The organism is Actinomadura harenae (assembly GCF_003696215.1).
GTDB lineage: Bacteria > Actinomycetota > Actinomycetes > Streptosporangiales > Streptosporangiaceae > Spirillospora > Spirillospora harenae.
This window is the reverse complement of the sequence record NZ_RFFG01000013.1, coordinates 43635-60380: the sequence shown is the minus strand read 5'-3', so window position 1 is coordinate 60380 and position 16746 is coordinate 43635. Positions and strand designations below refer to the sequence as shown.

The following is a 16746-nucleotide window of genomic DNA, read 5'->3' as shown; positions in this document are numbered from 1 at the left end:
TGACATCCACGCTGAAGGCGCATGGCCGGGGGAAGACCGTGTTCGAACGAAGACACAGGTCAGAAGCCGGAAGGGCGCGTCGCTGCGATCGGCGGTCAGGAGGGTTGGACTTCGTCGAAGACGGCGAGGGCCTGAGCGGGGTCCGGGCTCACGAGGCGCTCCAGGCCGTCGGCCGTGAGCCGCGCCCACGTGCCGGCCCGTGCCCACATCCGCTCCTCGAAGGCGCGGACGATCTCGTCCAGATCGCCACCGGCGGCGATGGACTCGGCGAGTTCCGCGCCCTCCAGCATCGCGAGGTTCGCACCCGCGCCCAGAGGGGGCATCAGGTGAGCGGCGTCGCCCAGCAACGTCACCCCGGGGGTGTGGACCCAGGTGTGAGCCACGGGCAGGACGTAGAAGGGGCGGTGAACGAAAGCGCTGCCGTACCGGAACAGGTCGAGGACGGAAGCGGCCCATCCGTCGAACAGGGCGGGCAGGCTTGACCGCACGGCCTCGGCGTCGGCCAGGTCCAGGCTGGCGCGCCCGCTCAGGCCCAGATTCCGTTCGAGGTCGGTATGCCAGTCGAGCGGCGCGCGGAACTTCGCGTACACCTTGACGTGGCCGCCGCTGTTGCGCTGGGCGACGACGGCGCGGTTCGCCCCGTACACGGCCACGGAACCCTCGCCGATCAGCCGGGCGAGGTCGGGGTGTTGGGTGTCGACGTCGTCCACGGAGGTCTCGATCGAGGTGATGCCGGTGTAGCGCGGCGTCGCGGACGAGATCGCTGGGCGGACCCGGGACCAGGCGCCGTCCGCGCCGACCACGAGGTCGAAGGTCTCCTGGCGTCCGTCGGCGAAGTGGACCAGCGCGCCGTCCGGGGATCCCGGCACCACCTCCGTCACGCCCCGTCCCCACTGGACGTCGAGGGGGCCGAGCAGGAGGTCGCGGAGGTGCCCCCGGTCGATCTCGGGATTGGCCTGCTCATCTGGACGGGGTCGCCAGTCGCGCAGGACGGTCCCGTCGGTGTTCAGAATGCGCATCGCCTGCCCCTCGGGACGCGACAACGCCTCGAACTCCGCCGACAGCCCGGCCTTTTCCAGCGCGAGCTGACCCAGCCCCGTGTGCAGGTCCAACGTGCCACCCGAGGGACGGGCGTCGCGGGCGGAATCGCGTTCGAGGACGGTCACGGCGAGACCGTGGCGGTGCAGGACACGAGCGAAGGTCAGGCCGCCGGGGCCGGCCCCGATCACGGCGATACGATGTCTCATGTCGATACACTGTATTGTTCAAGTACGATGTATCGCAACAGTACGGTGTGAACCATGACTGTGTGGGACCGACCGGAACCGCCGACCCGCCCCGCGCCGCTCGACCGGGCGCGCATCGTCGCCGCCGCCACCGCGCTGGCCGACGAGGGCGGCCTCGAGGCGGTGTCGCTGCGCAAGGTCGCCGCCCGGCTGGACGCCGGCCCGATGCGGCTGTACGGATTCATCTCCTCCAAGGAGGAACTGTTCGACCTCATGGTGGACGAGGCGTACGCCGAGATGCTCCCCGAGGAGCAGCCCGCCGACTGGCGCGATGCACTGCGCTCCCACGCCCACCGCACCAGGCGGACCGTCCTGCGTCACGAATGGCTGGCCGACCTGCTCGGCGGCCGTCCGGCCCTGGGCCCCAACGCCCTCGCCGTCGGCGAGGCCACGCTGGCCGCCCTCGACGGCCTCGCCGACCTCGACACCATGCTGCGCGCCGTGGAGACCGTCGGCTCCTACTGCACCGGCGCGATCCGGCGCGAGGTCGCGAGCCTGCGAGCCGAGCGCGCCACGGGCCTGTCCAAGCACGACTGGCAACGAGCCTCCGGCCCGTACCTGACAAAGATGCTGAACACAGGCCGCTTCCCGACCCTGGCCAAGGCCGTCCACGACGGCACGGACGTCGACGCCGAGACGTCCTTCGCCACCGGCCTCGACTGGGTCCTCGACGCCGTGGCCGCCAGACTCACCCGACCATCCACCTAGAGTCGGCGCGACGGCCGGGCAGCGGACCAAGGCGACGCGCACAGAGAGGACCGGGGCCGGACGAGGCGTACTGTGCGAGGGTGTGGCGGGAGATGCGTGATCGGAGGTCCGGGTGATGGCTCGGCGTTCACGGCTTTCCCCGTGCGGCGATGTCCGTCCGGCCGACTGGGTCGTCGCGGGCGTCGGACCGTTCGGGTCCGGGGTGGGCGGCCTGGTGCCGCACGGCTTCGAGGCGTACGCGCGGATCCTTCACCCGGCCTACGCGGCGGACAGAAGCCCGGTGACCTGGGCGCGGGTGGCCGAGTGGTCGGGTGGGACGGTGCATCCGCGAGTGCAGTTCCAGGCGCTGGCCGGGCCCGTTCCGCGGACGGGCGCCGCGCGGCCGTGGGTGGAAGAGCCCGACCCGGGGTCGCTGACACCCCCGCTCTTGGCGGCGCTGTGCGACATCCTCGCCGAGCACACCACGACGGCCGACCGCTGCTGGTTCTGCGTCTGGGACGGGTACGGACCGGCCCCGGCGGAGGCGACCGCCACGTTCACGGCGGACGCAGGCGAAGAGTGGGAACCCGACGTGCTCGCGCCGGAATTCCCGCCAGAGATCGCCGAAGGCCCCCGAGTGGAGTTGCCGGAACGCGCATATCTCCTGCTCGAGGGCCCTCTTGACGCTGCCGGGGAACTCGCGATGCCGCTCTTTCCGCAGTCACCCAACCTGTTCTGGCCCGATGACCGGGCATGGTGTGTCACGACGGAAACGGACCTGGACTCCACCTACCTCGGAGGGACCAGGGCGCTCATCGCCGAGCTACTGGCGGACGAGCGCCTGGAGACCGTCCCGGTCGATGTGACCGACCCCGTGTGGGCGGACAGCGACGAGGTCAACCGGTGACCTGCGTCAGCAGTGGATGGAGACCGTCGAGGTCTTCTTGCCGACGTTGGCGACGCTAGGGGAGTACCCGGCGGGCGCGTAGAGGGTCGCGACCGCTTCGCCGTGGTACTTGCCGGACTTGCAGACGAGCGCCGCGTTGCCCTTGGCCGTGCGCGCTCCGGTGCTCCCGAACGCCTTGATCTTGCTGCCGCGGTTGCTGAAGAGACCGACCTTCCCGCGGATCATCCGAAGCGGCTGGGTGCAGGTCACACCGGTGCGGACGTTGACGGTGCCGTGCACGTGACCGGACTTGTGCGGGATGCCGCCGTGGTCACCGATGAACCGGATCTCACAGTGGATGACCCTGGTCCCGCGGGCCATCGACCGGGCCGAGAAGTCGACATTGAACTTGGCCAGGACCTTGGGCGCGGCGGGCGTCGCCGCCTCCGCCGCCGCCACGTTGCCGGCGACCCCCATGACCACCACGGCCCCCACCACGACCAGCTTCCGCCGCAGACCCGCCGCGGAACCCCGATGCTGCTGCCCCATGTGCTGCCTCCATGCAATTGTCGAACAAAGATCCCCCCGGACAAGAAGTGCGATCCTCGCAGCACGAATGAATTACCGTCAAGAAAACACGCCAGGTCGCATATGGCCACGACCGGCCATTCTAAAGATCACGGCGAAAGAAATGTAATTCACATCACGCGAACCTTTCAGCTCCCGCCAAAGACCTCCACTCGACAGCGCGGACAGCCTTGTCGTCCCACTTCTCCATCGCGGTGATGAGGTAGGCGATGCCCTGCCCGAAGATCCGTTCGGCCATGACGCGGTCGAACGGGTTGTCGCGGACCAACAGGGCGATCTCGCGGTCCCACACGTCGGGGTCGACGAAGGTGCGGGGGTCGCGGGTCGTGGCGAGCACTTCGGTGGCCATGGGATACCTCCCGAGAGGACGAACTGTGCTGTCTCCTCGACCTTCGCCCGCGCCGCCCGGCCCGGCCACGCAACGCCGTTGCGCACCGGGCGCATGTTCGGCAATCAGCGGGCGTGGAGGAGCGCGTCCAGGTGCTCCTGGACCGGGCCGAAGAACGGGTGCGGCAGGTAGTTGGCCAGACCGTCGAGCTCGGCCCAGGCGACCTCGGCGATCTCCTCGTCATCGGCGACATGGGCGTGCCCGCCGGTGACCTCGCAGACGACGTACAGCAGGAAGCGGCCGGTGTCGGGGTGGACCCGTGACCCCAGCAGACGGCCTGCGGTCACCTTCAGGCCGGTCTCCTCGGCGGTCTCGCGCTCGGCGGCCTGGGCGGCGGTCTCGCCGTCCTCCAGCTCCCCGGCCGGAAGCTGCCAGACCAGGTCGCCCTCCGGATGGCGGCGGCGGACCAGCAGGACCCGGCCGCGCTCGACGATGACGGCGGCGGCGACCGGCGGGAGGTCAGGCACGGCACTCCTCCAGAGCGGTCAGGATGGGCGGGTAGATCGTGGGGCCGACGAATTCGGTCAGCTTACCGATCGGTGCCCACGCCACCGAGGTGTTCTCCGCCGGGTCCCGGTTCACCGGACGCCCTGCCAGGTAGGAGCACACGAAGTAGTCGCACACCACCGCGGTCACCGGATGAACCCGGCACCCCAGGTGCTCCGCGACCGTGCAATGCACACCGGTCTCGGCGTGGGTCTCCCGGACGGCGACGGCGCCGCCGTCCTCACCGGGCTTGATCACCCCGGCGGGGAACTGCCAGCCGATTGGCCCCTCGTCCCGCCGCCGCACCAGCAGCACCATGCCCGCGCGGGCCACCACCGCGACCGCGACCCGCATCGGACGCCCCGCCGGAGCAGCCACCTGATCCCGCACCCCCGCCGGAGCCGCCGCAAGCAACCGGTCCAAAGCCGCCTGCTGGCCAGAACGCGGAACCACCTGTGGATGAGCCGCCCAATGATCCACGGTGCGGGCCGCCACCCCCACCCGGCGCGCGAACGCCTCGATCGTCAACCCCAGCCCCCGACGCAGGGCCGTGGCGTCAGCGCCCGTCCACGTCCGCGCCATACCGAACTCCTCGCTGCTGCCTTCGCCACGAGGATGCGCCTGATCAGCGGACGAGAAAACCCCACCGGCACCCCTCTCACCATGGCGAGGCGATGTTCTGTTCCGCGGGTCACCGGGCCCGGTCGCGCAGCGTCAGCCTGTGCTCGGTCGCCAGCGCGGCGCGCAGGTGGACGATGCACATCCCCACGTCATGGCCGGAGATTCCGATCGTCACGGTGGACTCGGTGGCGTGGAAGGGTGGTGCGGCGCTGTTCGGCGGTGCTGCGCGCGGCGGCCAGGATGCGGCCGCGTGGCCGCATCGCCTTGTGCGGGTCGCTTCCGCTGGTGAGGCATCGATGGTCAGGTAGGCCAAGAACGGCGGGACAGAGGTGGCGGCCGGGTCGCCAGGATCGGGGTTCGGTGTCCAGGACGCGTCGCAGATCGTCGCGCCCGTTCACCATGAGGCCTACTCCTCCGGCTCGTCCTCGACGGCGTTCGGGTCGCGCAGGTCCCGGAGCCGTCCTCGCAGGTTGGGTCGGTGGAAGCGGGCAGGTGCAGGGTCTTGAAGATTGCTGGCGGTCATCTGATGGTGGTGAGCGGTCGCGGTTCTGGGGCTCAGCGGTCGCCAGGAGCGGCGGCAGGCGGCCATCGGCCTGGGGGCTCAGTCGGATGCGAGGAGCTCGGCCAGTCGGTGGGTGTCCTGGAGGTAGCGCTCGTAGGGAAAGCCGGCCGCGACCAGTGCGGCGCGGAACTCGTCGTGGAGGGGCTTTCCCGCGGTGCGGAAGGCATTCCGGCCCGCCTCGGTGAGGCGGACCAGCCGCCGTCGTGCGTGTTCGGGGTCGACGGTGACCGTCACCATGCCGCCCGCTACCAGTGGTCGTAGCGCCCGGCTGATCGCCGGGTCGGACACCGACAGTGCCTGCGCCAGCTGGTGCTGGGTCACCGGCTCGATGTCCTCCAGCGTGCCCAGCAGTCGTATCTGACTGTAGGTCAGGCCGTCGCGGTCGTCGGTGCGCTGCCGCGCCGCCTCGCCCAACAGCATGACCACGCGGTGCAGCAGGTCTGCGAGTCCTTCGTCCATGGTGCCAGCGTAGCAAAGTGTTGACGCGTTAATATTAACCATGCAAGATTGAGGTCATGGACAACGTCAGCTTCCTCGCCCAGTCGGCGTTCCCCCTGGTCTGGATCCTGGTCCCGACCATCGGCGCCCTCGTGCGGGCCCGCCATGCCACCTCACCCCGACAGCGGCTGGAGATCTGGCAGCGCTGGTGGGCCATCGGCGCCCTCGGTATCGGCAGCCTCTGGATGACGATCGCGTTCCTCGCCTTCCCGGACACCATGGCCACCGCGATCGGCTTCCACCGGACGCCCTTCATGTTCGAGATCGCCTTCGCCAACCTCGGGCTGGCCGTCATGGGATTCCGCGCCGCCTCGGGCTCCGCGCACGAGCGCGTCACCATCGGGCTCGGTGCGGGGATGTTCCTCTGGGGTGCCTTGGCCGGCCACCTCTACCAGTGGTTCGCAGGCGGCGACCACGCTCCGGGCAACACCGGCGGCGTCCTGGTCAACGACCTCCTCATCCCGGCCGTCATGATCATCCTGGCCATGCGGTCCCGGCGACTGCGGGCCACGCCCCGGCCGACCGTGAAAGCACCCGCCTGACCGCCACCGCCGACCAGCCGCACACGCACCGCCAACACGACGAAGCCCTCACCCAGGGCCCCACCTGCGACCCGGGGGACTGGGGCCAGCTGATCGACCAGGCGGAGGCGATCGCGCCCCTGGAGTTGGACGTCTTGTTCTCATCGGTCGCGGCTGCGCCACGGCATGACTGTGCGGATGGTCGCGGAGGTGCGTGAGGTACGGCGGGGTTTCGACCCGGCGAAAGTCAGCGCTGGATGGTCATCGGCGCCCTCGTGTGGGGGTGCCGATGGTCGGTGGGGGCCAGCCGACGACGCGGTCGACGCATAGGCGGGTGGTGGTGGCGCCCGCCAGGTCGGCACCGGTCAGGTCGGTCAGGCCCCATGGGGGGCGGCCGGTGTTGACCCAGCCGAACTGGGCATCGGTGAGATCGACATCGCGCAGATCGGCGTCACGCAGGTCGCATCCGGCAAGGTGCGTACCGCGCAGAGATGCCCCGCGCAGGTTGGCACCGCGCAGGTCGCACAGCTTGAACGAGCATCGATCCAGGGTCGCCTGCCGCAGGTCCGCCCCGACGAATGAGCAGCGGACAAACCACAGTTGCCGGGTCTGCAGCGAGATCAGGTCCTGGCTGTCGAAGACCTGCCGGACCACTTCGGAGGAGGTTCCGAGCCCCGCCAGCTCCTGTTTGGCCGCCATCTGTCCCATGCCGTCCGTCCTCGCCTGGTGGCCGATCGCGACTGTTCATCGCCAGGACTTGGTATCCGGTGAGAAGAGCGGGCGGCCACCGGTATTCTCGTTCAGCCTCCTGCCGACCTACGAGAAGGACCATCGGGATGCGGCGGACTGAATGCTCGTGGTCTGGCACGACCTGGTGCGTAGTACTGGCAGGGCCAGCTACGCCCTTGGGTGATCGGCTGGGCGCAGAGCAGACTTGGGGCATGGGCAACAACGACTTGGGCGACTTCCTGCGGGCCCGCCGAGCTGGGCTTACGCCGGACGAGGTCGGTCTGCCGGTCGAGTTCGGCGCCGGCCGCCGGGTCGCCGGTCTGCGGCGCGGTGAGGTCGCGCGGCTGGCCGGGGTGAGCGCCGAGTACTAACACCCGCCTGGAACAAGGCCGCGCCCGGCAGCCGTCCGAGCAGGTACTCCATGCCCTCTGCGACGCGCTGCGGTTCGATGACATCGAGTGGCGGCATCTGTTCGCACTCGCGGGCACCACTGCCGTGCACGAGGACCGGGGCGAGCACGCGTCACGGCTACGACCGGCGCTGCGACAGGTGCTGGAGTCGATGGAGCTGGCTCCTGCCTTCGTCAGCGACCACAGGCGGAGTAACGGTCGCCTGACACCGGACAGTTCGCCAAGGCGGTGGCCGACGGGCGGTTTTGTCTGGCGTGGTGGGTGGGGGATTGCCAGACAATGTGTCGCCCCCAAGGCTGAGGTCCAGGCGGCCGTCCCCGGCCGTGCGCCCCGCACCCGGCATCCGGCGCAAGGGAGAAGCATGCGCGCACACGTCAGGATCATCATCGCCACTGCGGCGGCGGCCGTCGGCCTCACCATGGCCTCCGCCCCCGCCCAAGCCAAAGAGGACTACTGGCCGAGCGGCGGCGGGTTCGCCCCGGCAGGCAACGACTACTGGCCGAGCACTGGTGGGTTCGCCCCTCCGAAGGACGACTACTACCCGAGCACTGGCGGGTGACGACGTCCGGCCGAACTTCGGTGTTCGCTCCCGTTTGGGCCGACCGGTAGCCGTCGGCCCAAACGGGAGCGGGCCCGCCGCGGTCCGTCGTGGCAGGTGGTCCGGCGCGCGGACGGCACGGCCTCAGGCTCAGACATCGGCGCACGCGTCGCTCGGCGAAACCGCATGCGGCGCACCCAGCGGGCTGTGACATCGCAGGCGGGCCGCCTTCAGGCTGGACACCGGAAGGCGGCCCGCCCCTTCCCTGCCAGGCACATCTTCGACCTTGGCAGAAATGGGCGAGGACGACGCCCGTCTTCGAGCAGGTTCCGCGAGTGGTCCATGGGGCTCGCCACGAGGACCTTGACCTCGTGGGCGTCGAGCCGTGCCGGGCTCGCGGGCGGAACGTTCCCATCCCTCAGTCGGTGAGTGGGGCGCTCGCCTTGAACAGCTCGGTGCCCCGGCGAGCGATCTCCTCGGACGACAGGTCTTCGGTGTGGGTCAGGAAGACCCAGAGGTGCCCGAACGGGTCCCGCAGCATGACCTGCCGGGCCCCGTAGAACATGTCGGTGGGGGGCTGGAGCACCTCGGCACCGGCACGGACGGCCTGGGCGCTGAAGGTGTCCACGTCATCGACATAGACATGGATCCCCACGGTCGAGCCGCCCGAGGCGGTAGGAGCCCTGAACGGGCCATCGGCGTCCCCGACCATGATGACCGAGCCCTGGATGGCGACCTCGGCGTGGATGATCTGGCCTTCCGGGGCGGCGATGCGGAACAGCTCCTCGCCGCCGAAGGCCTCGCCGTAGAACCGGATGGCCTCTGCGGCGCCGTCCACCATGACATGCGGAACAGCGGCGTACCGGTAGCGCTCGGGAACAGTCGTCATCACAGTGCCTTTCTGAGAAGTCCTTGCTGCTGAGAACACTAGAAACTCAACCAAACTTGAGGTCAACTCGCTGGTTCCCTGCGCTCCACCGCCAGGCGCGGCAGCTCGGGCCTGATCAACCGCCCCATCCCGGTGAGGGAGCCTGAAGCGCACCACGGACGTGCCGACGCGTTCGCACGGCAACCGCGCGATCGAGCGACGCACGCGGCCCCGCGGTCGATTTTTGCCGGCGACAGCTCGGGGTCACGGGGCCCATGAGAGTGAGTGGTTTCGGATCTCCTCGGATCTGGTGGGAACCGTTCGTGGTCGGCTTGGCAACAACGGATGTCCTGATCCGGAGCCGAGAGGCCGAGAAATTGAGTGAGACGAGTCGGGCGGAGGTCGATGACGCTTCCGTCATCGGGCGCTCCCGGCGGGAGCCCGAGGCGTTCGCCGAGGTCTTCCGCCGCCATGCCCCGGACATCAAGCGATACGTCACCCGCAGGTTGGGGGCCGAGGCCGCTGAGGACGTGGTGGCCGAGACCTTCTTAGCGGCGTTCTCGCAGCGGGACGGCTACGACATGTCGCGGCCGAACGCACGACCGTGGCTGTTCGGGATAGCGACCAACCTGATGCGTCGGCACGTGCGGACCGAGGTGCGGCAACTGCACGTCCTTCAGCGCACCGGCAGCGACCCGGTGACGGCGTCCTTCGCCGAGCGCAGCGACGAACGGCTCGCCGCCGAGGCGTCCGGCCCGGTGCTGGCGGGCGCGCTGGCCGCGCTGCCCGTCGGACATCGCGACGCTCTGCTCCTGGTGGCATGGGGCGACCTGAGCTACCCGGAGGCCGCCCAGGCACTGGGCGTACGCATCGGAACAGTGCGCTCGCGCATCAACCGGGCTCGAAAACGACTTCGCAGGGATCTCGGTGGAGTCAACCCCACGGCCGTCGTTAGTGAGGAGCTCGTTCATGAATGAGATGACCCGACTCGAGCGGTTCCGGGCCGAAGTCCCTCGCCCCGGCCTGAGCGACCTTCAGGCCGAGGAGCGCCGGCTGATGGGCGCCATGGTCGACCCGGCCTTCGCCCGTCCCGCGAGCGCGGCGGTCCGTCCGCGCCGGGCCCGCCGCCTGAAGTTCGGCCTGGCAGCCGGTCTGGCCGCCGCCGCGGTGACCGCCGGGGTCGTGGCGGTCTCCCCGGGCCCGGGCCGCAAACCGCTCGGCTCCCCGGTGATCCACACGATGCCGGTGGCGGCGGTGCAGATCCTCCAGCGGGCCGCCGACCACGTGGACAAGGCCCCGGAACTGCACCCCCGGCCCGGCCAGTTCCTGGTCTTCGACTCCCGGACCATGAACCCCGTCGACACCATCTCCAACGGCCGAGCCGCGCACTACCTGTCCCGCGCCAAGCGCACGATCTGGCTTCCCGTGGAAGGAGACGCGACGCACGGGGTGCTGTGGACCCAGGGCCTGGTGCCTCTCCCGTACCCGGGCTGGCCGATCCCGCCCGAGGCCCGCGAGGAGGCCGGTCGCAGCAGCCTGGGCAAGGCCGCAGACGTCGACCACCGGGCCGAGTGGCTGCGTAATGACTTCGCCTACCTGAGCAGACTGCCCGCCGATCCGGCGAAGATGTACGAGCACCTCTACACCCACCTGGGAAACGGCTCCCAAGCCGACGCCCAGGCCTGGTCTAACGTCGGCGGCATGCTCACCGAGGCCTACATGCCCGCGCCACAGCGGGCCGCGCTGTTCCGGGCCGCGGCGGCGATCCGCGGCGTCACCACCGTGGGCAAGGCCGTGGACGCCGCAGGCCGTACCGGCATCGCCGTGGCGCTGGTCGTACCGGGCAGCGGTATCCGGGACGAGTACATCTTCACTCCGAAGACCTACCAGTACCTCGGTCAGCGCAGCGTCGTCACCGACGCCGCCCAAGCCGGAGCACCGGTCGGGAGCGTGCTGACCTCCACGGCCCAGCTGACCGTCCGGGTCGCCGAACGCGCGCCCGCGATCAACGGGCACTGACCGATCGAGCGGTAGGCCGGCCCCTCACCGGTGCAGGTGGCGTGTTCTGTGGCGGCTCTCGGCCCGGTGGTTCAGTTGGTCGACGGCAGGATGGTGCCGGTCCGCTTGAGGGTGCGCATGACTGGGCCGCTCTCCAGCGATTCGATGGCGTCCAGAGCACTCACCTGTCCGGTGAGGTACTGGTAGAGGTGGGTGTTGTCCCGGCAGATCACCTCGGCTACGAGGTTGGCCGGGCCGGTGGTGACGCCGACGAAGGAAACCTCCGGATGGGTGGCCATGGTTTCGGCGACCGCTACCAGTCCCGAGGGGCGTACCGACATCCAGAGTCTGGCCTGCGCCCGGTACCCCAGGACGCGCGGGTCGAACTCGAGCTGGATCAGCAGTGCGCCCGTCCGGCGAAGGCGATCCAGCCGTCGCCGGACCGTCGACTCCGACCAGCCTGTAGCGGTGGCCAGGTCGGCGTGGCTGGTGCGGCCGTCGGCCGCCAATGCCTCCAGCAGGGCGTGATCGGTGGTGTCGACGGCGACCTGGCTTTCCGGGGCCGCCGTGTACCGGAGTCGCGCGGCGTGTTCTTCGTCCAGAGCGGCGAGGCCTGGCCACCCGCTGGGGAGGGCGAAGCCCCGCAGGAGCGAGTGTGCGCTCATCGCCATCACCTTGCTCGTCCGTGGCAGCTTGTCCAGGAGCGATGCCTCGCCGTCCCCCAGGCGGGCCTGAGTGAAACAGGAGATCTCGGTGCCTCCGGAGAGCAGGTGGACGTAGAAGGTGTCGGGCCTGCGGGCCAGGGCGGCGCCCAGCGCGTTCGACGCGTCCGGGGTCGTCCGCAGCCGGATGGTCCATGAGGTGTAGCCGAGCCGCGCACCGTCGACGCCGCCCACCACACGGATCGCCCCAGTCGACCGCAGCTTGCGGTAGCGGCGGGCGACCGTCTGCTCGGACGCCCCCAGTACCTCGGCGATCTGGCTGAACGGAGCCCTGCCGTCCAGTTGAAGGGCATGTACCAATCCGCGATCGATGGAATCCACCGCTAGAAGCTACTCGGATGGAGGAGTCCGCCGGAATCCTGCCTCAGGATGGCGCCGCGTCGCCTGCCGAAGTGAGGCTTGGCCGCCAGTGATGAAGGAGTGAGAAGCGATGATTCTTGTGACCGGGGCCACCGGAAACGTCGGGGGCCAGGTCCTCGCACAGCTCTTGGAGCGCGGGATCCCGGCGCGGGCGATGACGCGCGATCCCGAGTCGGCCCACCTTCCTGGGGGAGCCGAGGTGGTGCGTGGCGACCTCGCGGATCCGGAGGGCCTGGAGATGTGCCTGGACGGTGTGGATGCGGTCTTCCTCATGTGGCCTTTCCACGACGCTCGACCGGTGACGACGATCCTGGAGGTCATCAAGCGACACGCTCAGCGGGTGGTGTTGCTGTCCTCCGGTGCCGTGCAGGACGGGTTCGCCCCTGACCAGCACACCGATCCTGTGGGCCGTTCGCACGCCGAGGTCGAGCACCGCGTTCAGCAGTCCGGCCTGGCGTGGACCGTCCTGAGACCGAGCACATTCGCCGCCAACGCGCTGTGGTGGGCCGACCAGATCCGCGACGGTGACACGGTCGCCGGGCCGTTCGGTGCGGTGCGGATGGCGATGCTGCATGAGGCCGATATCGCCGCCGTCGCGGTGGCCGCGCTGACCGGGGACGGGCACGACCAGGCGTGCTACCAGCTGACCGGCCCCGAACTGCTGACCCAGAGCGAGCAGGTCCACATCATCGGCCAGGCCCTGGGCCGGCGGCTGCGCTGGCAGGAACTGTCCCGCGAACAGGCCAGGCAGCGGCTACTGGACGACGAGTCCTTCCCCGACTCCTTCGTGGACGTCCTGCTCGACGGCTACGCCAAGATGCTCGACGCTCCCGCACCACCCGTGACCCGGACCATAGAAACGGTGACGGGCGCTCCGGCGCGGACCTTCCACCAGTGGGCAGCCGACCACGCCGAACAGTTCTCCCGGCAGTGACCAGAAGCCCGGTGACCATGTCGATGGCCCCGCAAATCGCACTTGCATGACGGCTTCCGACGAGGAAGGGCTACCGTTCCCCCGGAGACATGGACCCTGCATGCGGGACCCGGAAGGTCTATGGGGGCAGATGCAATCTCAATAGGCGGGGGCTGGGGTGTTCATCGGGCGGGCTGCGGAGTTGGCCGGCTGGACAAGCGGCTGCGACGGGTGGCGTCCTCGGGCGCGGGAGTCGCCCTGACGCTGCGTGGACGGCGGCAGGTCGGCAAGTCACGTCTGGTCCGGGAGTTCTGCGACCGGGCCGGGGTGCCGTACGTGTTCTCCACGGCGACCAAGGGAGCCCCACCGGTCCAGGCTGTCGGCGCCTTCCTTGGCGACCTACGCGAGTCCGGCCTCCCCGCCGACCCGACACTGGTCCCAGGACCCTCGGCAGCGAGCTGGCCGGAGGTGTTCCGTGCGTTGGCGGCGGCACTGCCGACCACTCCGTCGATCGTGGTGATGGACGAGGTTCCGTGGTTGGCCGAGCAGGACGCGCTGTTCGACGGTGCGCTGCAGACGGCGTGGGACCGGCTGCTGTCCTCACGACCGGTTCTCTTGCTGCTGGTGGGCAGCGATCCGCGCATGATGGAACAGCTGACAGCCTACGATCGGCCGTTCTTCGGCAGGGCCGACAACATGGTGCTGGCCCCGCTCAATGTCGCCGAAATCGGCCGGGTCCTGGGCCTGGACGCGAGCGACGCGGTGGACGCCCAACTGGTTTCTGGAGGCCTGCCCGGAATCGTGCGGACCTGGCCGCATGCGACACCCGCTTTGGAGTTCCTCCGGGAGGGGGCAGCCGACCCCGCCGCAGCGGTGTTCGGCATTCCCGAGTCAGTGCTGCTTGCCGAGTTCCCCAACCCCGACACCGCCCGACGGGTGATTGAGGCGGTGGGAGCGGGGGAGCGCACGCATGCCGACATCGCGGCTTCGGCTGGGAGTCGCGGTGCGGAGGTCCCGTCGGGGACGTTGTCGCCGTTGCTGCGACGGCTGGTGGAGGAGAAGCGGGTACTGGCGGTGGACCAGCCGCTGTCCACCCGTCCGGGCAAGCCCGCGCTTTACCGGGTGGCCGACAGCAACCTCCGCCTTTACCTGGGGGTGCTGCGCATGGTCCAAGAGCAGGCGCGCCGCGGCCGCCCCGAAGCCGGGTTCCGGCTGATCGAACGCCGATGGCCGACATGGCGCGGCCGGGCGGTGGGGCCTCTGGTCCGGGAGTCGCTGGAGCTGGCCGCCGGTGACGACCGGCTGCCGTGGCCGCGTGTGGAGAGCGTGGGCGGATGGTGGAACCGGCGTTTCGATCCCGAAGTCGATCTGGTGGGAGCCGACCGAGAACCCATCGCCGACACCGTCTCGTTCGTCGGATCGATCAAATGGCTGGGCGGCCCCTTCGATCACCACGACCTGACCGCCCTGCGCCATGCGGCGGTCGAAGTCCCAGGCTTCGACCGTGACAAGACCGGCACGGTCATCGCCTCCCTCAACGGAACCAGCGTCGACCTCGACCTCACCGGCAGCCTGCTTTGGACACCTCAGGACCTCATCGACTCCTGGAGCAGCTGACTCGGACGGCCCAGACGATGGCGATGACCTAAAGGGCCTGGTGGGGCGCTACTCCGCGGCCGCCCGCACCTGCCGAGGCAGTAGCGTGGTGTTCGTGTTGGTCCTGGTCGCTGGTGGTAGTGGGTTCCTGGGCAGGGAGGTTGTCCGGCGGTCGCTGGCCGCGGGGCATGAGGTGGCCGCGGCGTATCGGACACGGCCGGTCGGTGTGGCTGGCGCGGCGTGGCATGCCGTGGATATTCGGGATCGGACGCAGGTCGTTGATCTGGTGACCGCGGTCAGGCCGGACGTGGTGGTCAACGCTGCTTTCCGTCAGGGCGACTGGGCGAGTACGGCGGATGGTGCCGCGCATGTCGCCGTTGCTGCTGCTTCGGTGGCCGCTCGGCTGGTTCACGTTTCCAGCGATGCGGTGTTCTCCGGTCGCGCGATCCGGTACGACGAGACGTCGACGCCCGACCCGACCACGGCCTACGGCGCGGCCAAGGCCGCGGCCGAGACCGCGGTCAGGGCCATCAGCCCGACCGCGGTGATCGCGCGCACGTCGCTGATCATCGGCGACGGTGGTTCCTCTCACGAACGGCGTGTGCATGCTCTGGTCGCAGGGGACCAGGGTGTGCTGTTCACCGATGACGTGCGCTGCCCGGTCCACGTCGGGGACCTGGCGGCGGCGCTTCTCGAACTCGCCTCGACCGGCCGCAGCGGAATCTGCCACGTGGCCGGCGCGGACGCGGTGAGCCGTCACGAGCTGGGTGTGCTGGTCGCCCGCCGGGACGGTCTGGATGCTGCTGCGGTGCCGTCCGGGCGGCGAGCCGACGTCGGCCTGCCGGGCCCGGTCGATATCCGCCTCGACTGCACCCTCACCCGGCAACACCTGCGGACCAGGCTTCGCGGCGCCCGGGAGTTCCTCGGCGGCTGAGCCCCGTAGGGGCCGTGTGGAGGTGGGTTCGTCGCTGGCGGCGGCCGCGATCAGCTGGGGCGAGGTGCGGCGCCGGGTATTGACTGAAAATTCGATCAGGATCCAGAATGACGCCCTGAGTGAATTTTCAGGAAGGGCGTGGATGGGCATGCGGATGCCGGCGGAGTTCGGGGAGCACGAGGCGTGCCTGATGGCGTGGCCGACGCGCGAGTCCCTGTGGGGAGAGGCCTTCGCCCAGGTGAAGGGGGAGTACGCGGCGGTCGCCCGTGCCATCCGCGAGTTCGAGCCGGTGGTCATGGTCGCCCGGCCTGGGACGGCGGACGAGGCCCGCGAACTGTGCGGTCCCGGCGTCGAGGTGGTCGAGCTGCCGATCGACGACTCGTGGTTGCGCGACTCCGGGCCGATCTTCGCAGTGGACGGCGCCGGGGGACGGGTCGGGCTCGACTTCCGGTTCAACGCCTGGGGTGGGAAGCACTACCCCTGGGCCGACGACGACAGGGTGTCCCGGTTGCTGCTGGATCGTCTCCGCGTGGACCGGGTCCCGTCCTCGATGGTCCTCGAGGGTGGCGCGATCACGGTGGACGGCGAGGGGACCGTCATCACCACCGAGCAGTGCCTGCTGCATCCCAACCGGAACCCGGCGATGGGCCGCGCCGAGATCGAGGCCGAACTGCGCGCCCGGCTGGGGGCCGAGAAGGTCGTCTGGCTGCCGTACGGCGGATTCGAGGACGACGAGACGGACGGTCACGTGGACGGCGTGTGCGCCTACGTCGGTCCCGCCCGGGTCGTCCTGTTCGTGCCGGAGGATCGGAACCACCCCGATCACGCCCGGATGCGGGCCAACCGGGCGATCCTCGAGCACACCACCGACGCCCGGGGCCGCGGGTTCGAGATCGTCGAACTGCCGCAGAGCGGGAGCGCCGTCGTGGCGGGCCGTCCCACCGAGGTCAGCTACCTGAACTTCTACATCGCCAACGGTGGCGTCGTGGTGCCGACCGCCGGAGTTCCCCAGGACGCCCAGGCGCTCGCCGTCATCGCCCGGGCGCTGCCCGACCGCAAGGTCGTTGGCGTCGAGACTCCCGCCGTCGCGTACGGGGGCGGCGGAGTCCACTGCATCACCCAGCAGCTTCCGTCCCGGTGACCCGCGCCGAGCCG

The 16746-nt window shown here is 69.9% G+C and carries 20 protein-coding genes; 11 read left to right on the top strand and 9 right to left on the bottom strand.

The genetic code is table 11. The features are described from left to right. Positions 1-95: 95 nt before the first annotated feature. Positions 96-1247 (bottom strand): FAD-dependent oxidoreductase, encoded by a 1152-nt coding sequence (locus tag EBO15_RS09715; RefSeq protein WP_122194000.1) that lies wholly within the window; start codon positions 1245-1247, stop codon positions 96-98. Positions 1248-1301: 54 nt separating this feature from the next. Between EBO15_RS09715 and EBO15_RS09710 the strand changes: the two genes are divergently transcribed. Both EBO15_RS09710 and EBO15_RS09705 read left to right on the top strand, forming a co-directional pair. After that, entirely contained in the window at positions 1302-1994 is a 693-nt protein-coding gene (locus EBO15_RS09710; RefSeq protein ID WP_122193999.1) for a TetR/AcrR family transcriptional regulator, read from the top strand. A 115-nt stretch (positions 1995-2109) separates the two neighbouring features. After that, positions 2110-2880: a hypothetical protein gene (locus EBO15_RS09705; protein WP_122194052.1), complete on the top strand. Its 771-nt coding sequence runs from the start codon at positions 2110-2112 to the stop codon at positions 2878-2880. A 6-nt stretch (positions 2881-2886) separates the two neighbouring features. On the opposite strand, the gene EBO15_RS09700 is transcribed toward EBO15_RS09705, so the two are convergent. The 5 genes from EBO15_RS09700 to EBO15_RS09680 form a co-directional block, all read right to left on the bottom strand. Further along, entirely contained in the window at positions 2887-3408 is a 522-nt protein-coding gene (locus EBO15_RS09700; RefSeq protein ID WP_122193998.1) for a hypothetical protein, read from the bottom strand. Between the two features lie 154 nt (positions 3409-3562). Beyond that, entirely contained in the window at positions 3563-3796 is a 234-nt protein-coding gene (locus tag EBO15_RS09695) for a hypothetical protein (RefSeq protein WP_122193997.1), read from the bottom strand. Between the two features lie 104 nt (positions 3797-3900). Beyond that, positions 3901-4302: an NUDIX hydrolase gene (locus EBO15_RS09690; protein ID WP_122193996.1), complete on the bottom strand. Its 402-nt coding sequence runs from the start codon at positions 4300-4302 to the stop codon at positions 3901-3903. Continuing rightward, positions 4295-4699: an NUDIX hydrolase gene (locus tag EBO15_RS09685; RefSeq protein ID WP_199744433.1), complete on the bottom strand. Its 405-nt coding sequence runs from the start codon at positions 4697-4699 to the stop codon at positions 4295-4297. Before EBO15_RS09685 ends, EBO15_RS09690 begins: the two co-directional genes overlap by 8 nt. A gap of 844 nt (positions 4700-5543) precedes the next feature. Further along, on the bottom strand, positions 5544-5963 hold the full coding sequence (locus tag EBO15_RS09680) for a MarR family winged helix-turn-helix transcriptional regulator (RefSeq protein WP_122193994.1): 420 nt from the start codon (positions 5961-5963) through the stop codon (positions 5544-5546). A gap of 56 nt (positions 5964-6019) precedes the next feature. Between EBO15_RS09680 and EBO15_RS09675 the strand changes: the two genes are divergently transcribed. Beyond that, the gene (locus EBO15_RS09675) at positions 6020-6544 is read left to right on the top strand and encodes a DUF6790 family protein (protein ID WP_122193993.1); all 525 of its coding nucleotides are present in this window, start codon (positions 6020-6022) and stop codon (positions 6542-6544) included. A 240-nt stretch (positions 6545-6784) separates the two neighbouring features. Here the strand turns inward: EBO15_RS09675 and EBO15_RS09670 are convergent, their stop codons facing one another. Further along, on the bottom strand, positions 6785-7231 hold the full coding sequence (locus EBO15_RS09670; RefSeq protein WP_122193992.1) for a pentapeptide repeat-containing protein: 447 nt from the start codon (positions 7229-7231) through the stop codon (positions 6785-6787). 233 nt (positions 7232-7464) lie between these two features. On the opposite strand from EBO15_RS09670, the gene EBO15_RS45910 reads away from it, so the two are divergent. Beyond that, positions 7465-7623: a hypothetical protein gene (locus tag EBO15_RS45910; RefSeq protein WP_233616081.1), complete on the top strand. Its 159-nt coding sequence runs from the start codon at positions 7465-7467 to the stop codon at positions 7621-7623. 400 nt (positions 7624-8023) lie between these two features. Beyond that, positions 8024-8221 (top strand): hypothetical protein, encoded by a 198-nt coding sequence (locus EBO15_RS45200; RefSeq protein ID WP_199744446.1) that lies wholly within the window; start codon positions 8024-8026, stop codon positions 8219-8221. Positions 8222-8618: 397 nt separating this feature from the next. Here the strand turns inward: EBO15_RS45200 and EBO15_RS09660 are convergent, their stop codons facing one another. Then, a complete protein-coding gene (locus EBO15_RS09660; RefSeq protein ID WP_122193991.1) occupies positions 8619-9089 on the bottom strand; it encodes a VOC family protein in 471 nt (156 codons plus the stop codon). A gap of 356 nt (positions 9090-9445) precedes the next feature. Here EBO15_RS09660 and EBO15_RS09655 point away from each other — a divergent pair, with 356 nt between their 5' ends. Both EBO15_RS09655 and EBO15_RS09650 read left to right on the top strand, forming a co-directional pair. Further along, the gene (locus EBO15_RS09655; protein ID WP_233616091.1) at positions 9446-10045 is read left to right on the top strand and encodes an RNA polymerase sigma factor; all 600 of its coding nucleotides are present in this window, start codon (positions 9446-9448) and stop codon (positions 10043-10045) included. Beyond that, positions 10038-11087 (top strand): CU044_5270 family protein, encoded by a 1050-nt coding sequence (locus EBO15_RS09650; RefSeq protein WP_233616080.1) that lies wholly within the window; start codon positions 10038-10040, stop codon positions 11085-11087. The genes EBO15_RS09655 and EBO15_RS09650 overlap by 8 nt, the downstream gene beginning before the upstream one ends. A gap of 71 nt (positions 11088-11158) precedes the next feature. Here EBO15_RS09650 and EBO15_RS09645 read toward each other — a convergent pair whose 3' ends face one another. Then, positions 11159-12109, bottom strand: a complete 951-nt coding sequence (locus EBO15_RS09645) for an Lrp/AsnC family transcriptional regulator (RefSeq protein ID WP_122193988.1) — start codon at positions 12107-12109, stop codon at positions 11159-11161. A 109-nt stretch (positions 12110-12218) separates the two neighbouring features. On the opposite strand from EBO15_RS09645, the gene EBO15_RS09640 reads away from it, so the two are divergent. The 4 genes from EBO15_RS09640 (at position 12219) to EBO15_RS09625 (ending at position 16732) form a co-directional block, all read left to right on the top strand. Next, positions 12219-13082: an NAD(P)H-binding protein gene (locus EBO15_RS09640; protein WP_122193987.1), complete on the top strand. Its 864-nt coding sequence runs from the start codon at positions 12219-12221 to the stop codon at positions 13080-13082. A 459-nt stretch (positions 13083-13541) separates the two neighbouring features. Then, on the top strand, positions 13542-14678 hold the full coding sequence (locus tag EBO15_RS09635; protein ID WP_199744432.1) for an ATP-binding protein: 1137 nt from the start codon (positions 13542-13544) through the stop codon (positions 14676-14678). A gap of 94 nt (positions 14679-14772) precedes the next feature. After that, positions 14773-15591 (top strand): sugar nucleotide-binding protein, encoded by an 819-nt coding sequence (locus EBO15_RS09630; RefSeq protein WP_199744431.1) that lies wholly within the window; start codon positions 14773-14775, stop codon positions 15589-15591. Positions 15592-15733: 142 nt separating this feature from the next. Next, the gene (locus EBO15_RS09625; protein WP_122193986.1) at positions 15734-16732 is read left to right on the top strand and encodes an agmatine deiminase family protein; all 999 of its coding nucleotides are present in this window, start codon (positions 15734-15736) and stop codon (positions 16730-16732) included. Positions 16733-16746 lie beyond the last annotated feature (14 nt).

What these genes read in the sequence shown, in the direction of transcription:
- EBO15_RS09715 (WP_122194000.1), bottom strand. Translation starts at nt 1,247, where the DNA reads ATGAGACATCGTATCGCCGTGATCGGGGCCGGCCCCGGCGGCCTGACC.
- EBO15_RS09710 (WP_122193999.1), top strand. Translation starts at nt 1,302, where the DNA reads ATGACTGTGTGGGACCGACCGGAACCGCCGACCCGCCCCGCGCCGCTC.
- EBO15_RS09705 (WP_122194052.1), top strand. Translation starts at nt 2,110, where the DNA reads ATGGCTCGGCGTTCACGGCTTTCCCCGTGCGGCGATGTCCGTCCGGCC.
- EBO15_RS09700 (WP_122193998.1), bottom strand. Translation starts at nt 3,408, where the DNA reads ATGGGGCAGCAGCATCGGGGTTCCGCGGCGGGTCTGCGGCGGAAGCTG.
- EBO15_RS09695 (WP_122193997.1), bottom strand. Translation starts at nt 3,796, where the DNA reads ATGGCCACCGAAGTGCTCGCCACGACCCGCGACCCCCGCACCTTCGTC.
- EBO15_RS09680 (WP_122193994.1), bottom strand. Translation starts at nt 5,963, where the DNA reads ATGGACGAAGGACTCGCAGACCTGCTGCACCGCGTGGTCATGCTGTTG.
- EBO15_RS09675 (WP_122193993.1), top strand. Translation starts at nt 6,020, where the DNA reads ATGGACAACGTCAGCTTCCTCGCCCAGTCGGCGTTCCCCCTGGTCTGG.
- EBO15_RS09670 (WP_122193992.1), bottom strand. Translation starts at nt 7,231, where the DNA reads ATGGGACAGATGGCGGCCAAACAGGAGCTGGCGGGGCTCGGAACCTCC.
- EBO15_RS45910 (WP_233616081.1), top strand. Translation starts at nt 7,465, where the DNA reads ATGGGCAACAACGACTTGGGCGACTTCCTGCGGGCCCGCCGAGCTGGG.
- EBO15_RS45200 (WP_199744446.1), top strand. Translation starts at nt 8,024, where the DNA reads ATGCGCGCACACGTCAGGATCATCATCGCCACTGCGGCGGCGGCCGTC.
- EBO15_RS09660 (WP_122193991.1), bottom strand. Translation starts at nt 9,089, where the DNA reads ATGACGACTGTTCCCGAGCGCTACCGGTACGCCGCTGTTCCGCATGTC.
- EBO15_RS09650 (WP_233616080.1), top strand. Translation starts at nt 10,038, where the DNA reads ATGAATGAGATGACCCGACTCGAGCGGTTCCGGGCCGAAGTCCCTCGC.
- EBO15_RS09640 (WP_122193987.1), top strand. Translation starts at nt 12,219, where the DNA reads ATGATTCTTGTGACCGGGGCCACCGGAAACGTCGGGGGCCAGGTCCTC.
- EBO15_RS09625 (WP_122193986.1), top strand. Translation starts at nt 15,734, where the DNA reads ATGGGCATGCGGATGCCGGCGGAGTTCGGGGAGCACGAGGCGTGCCTG.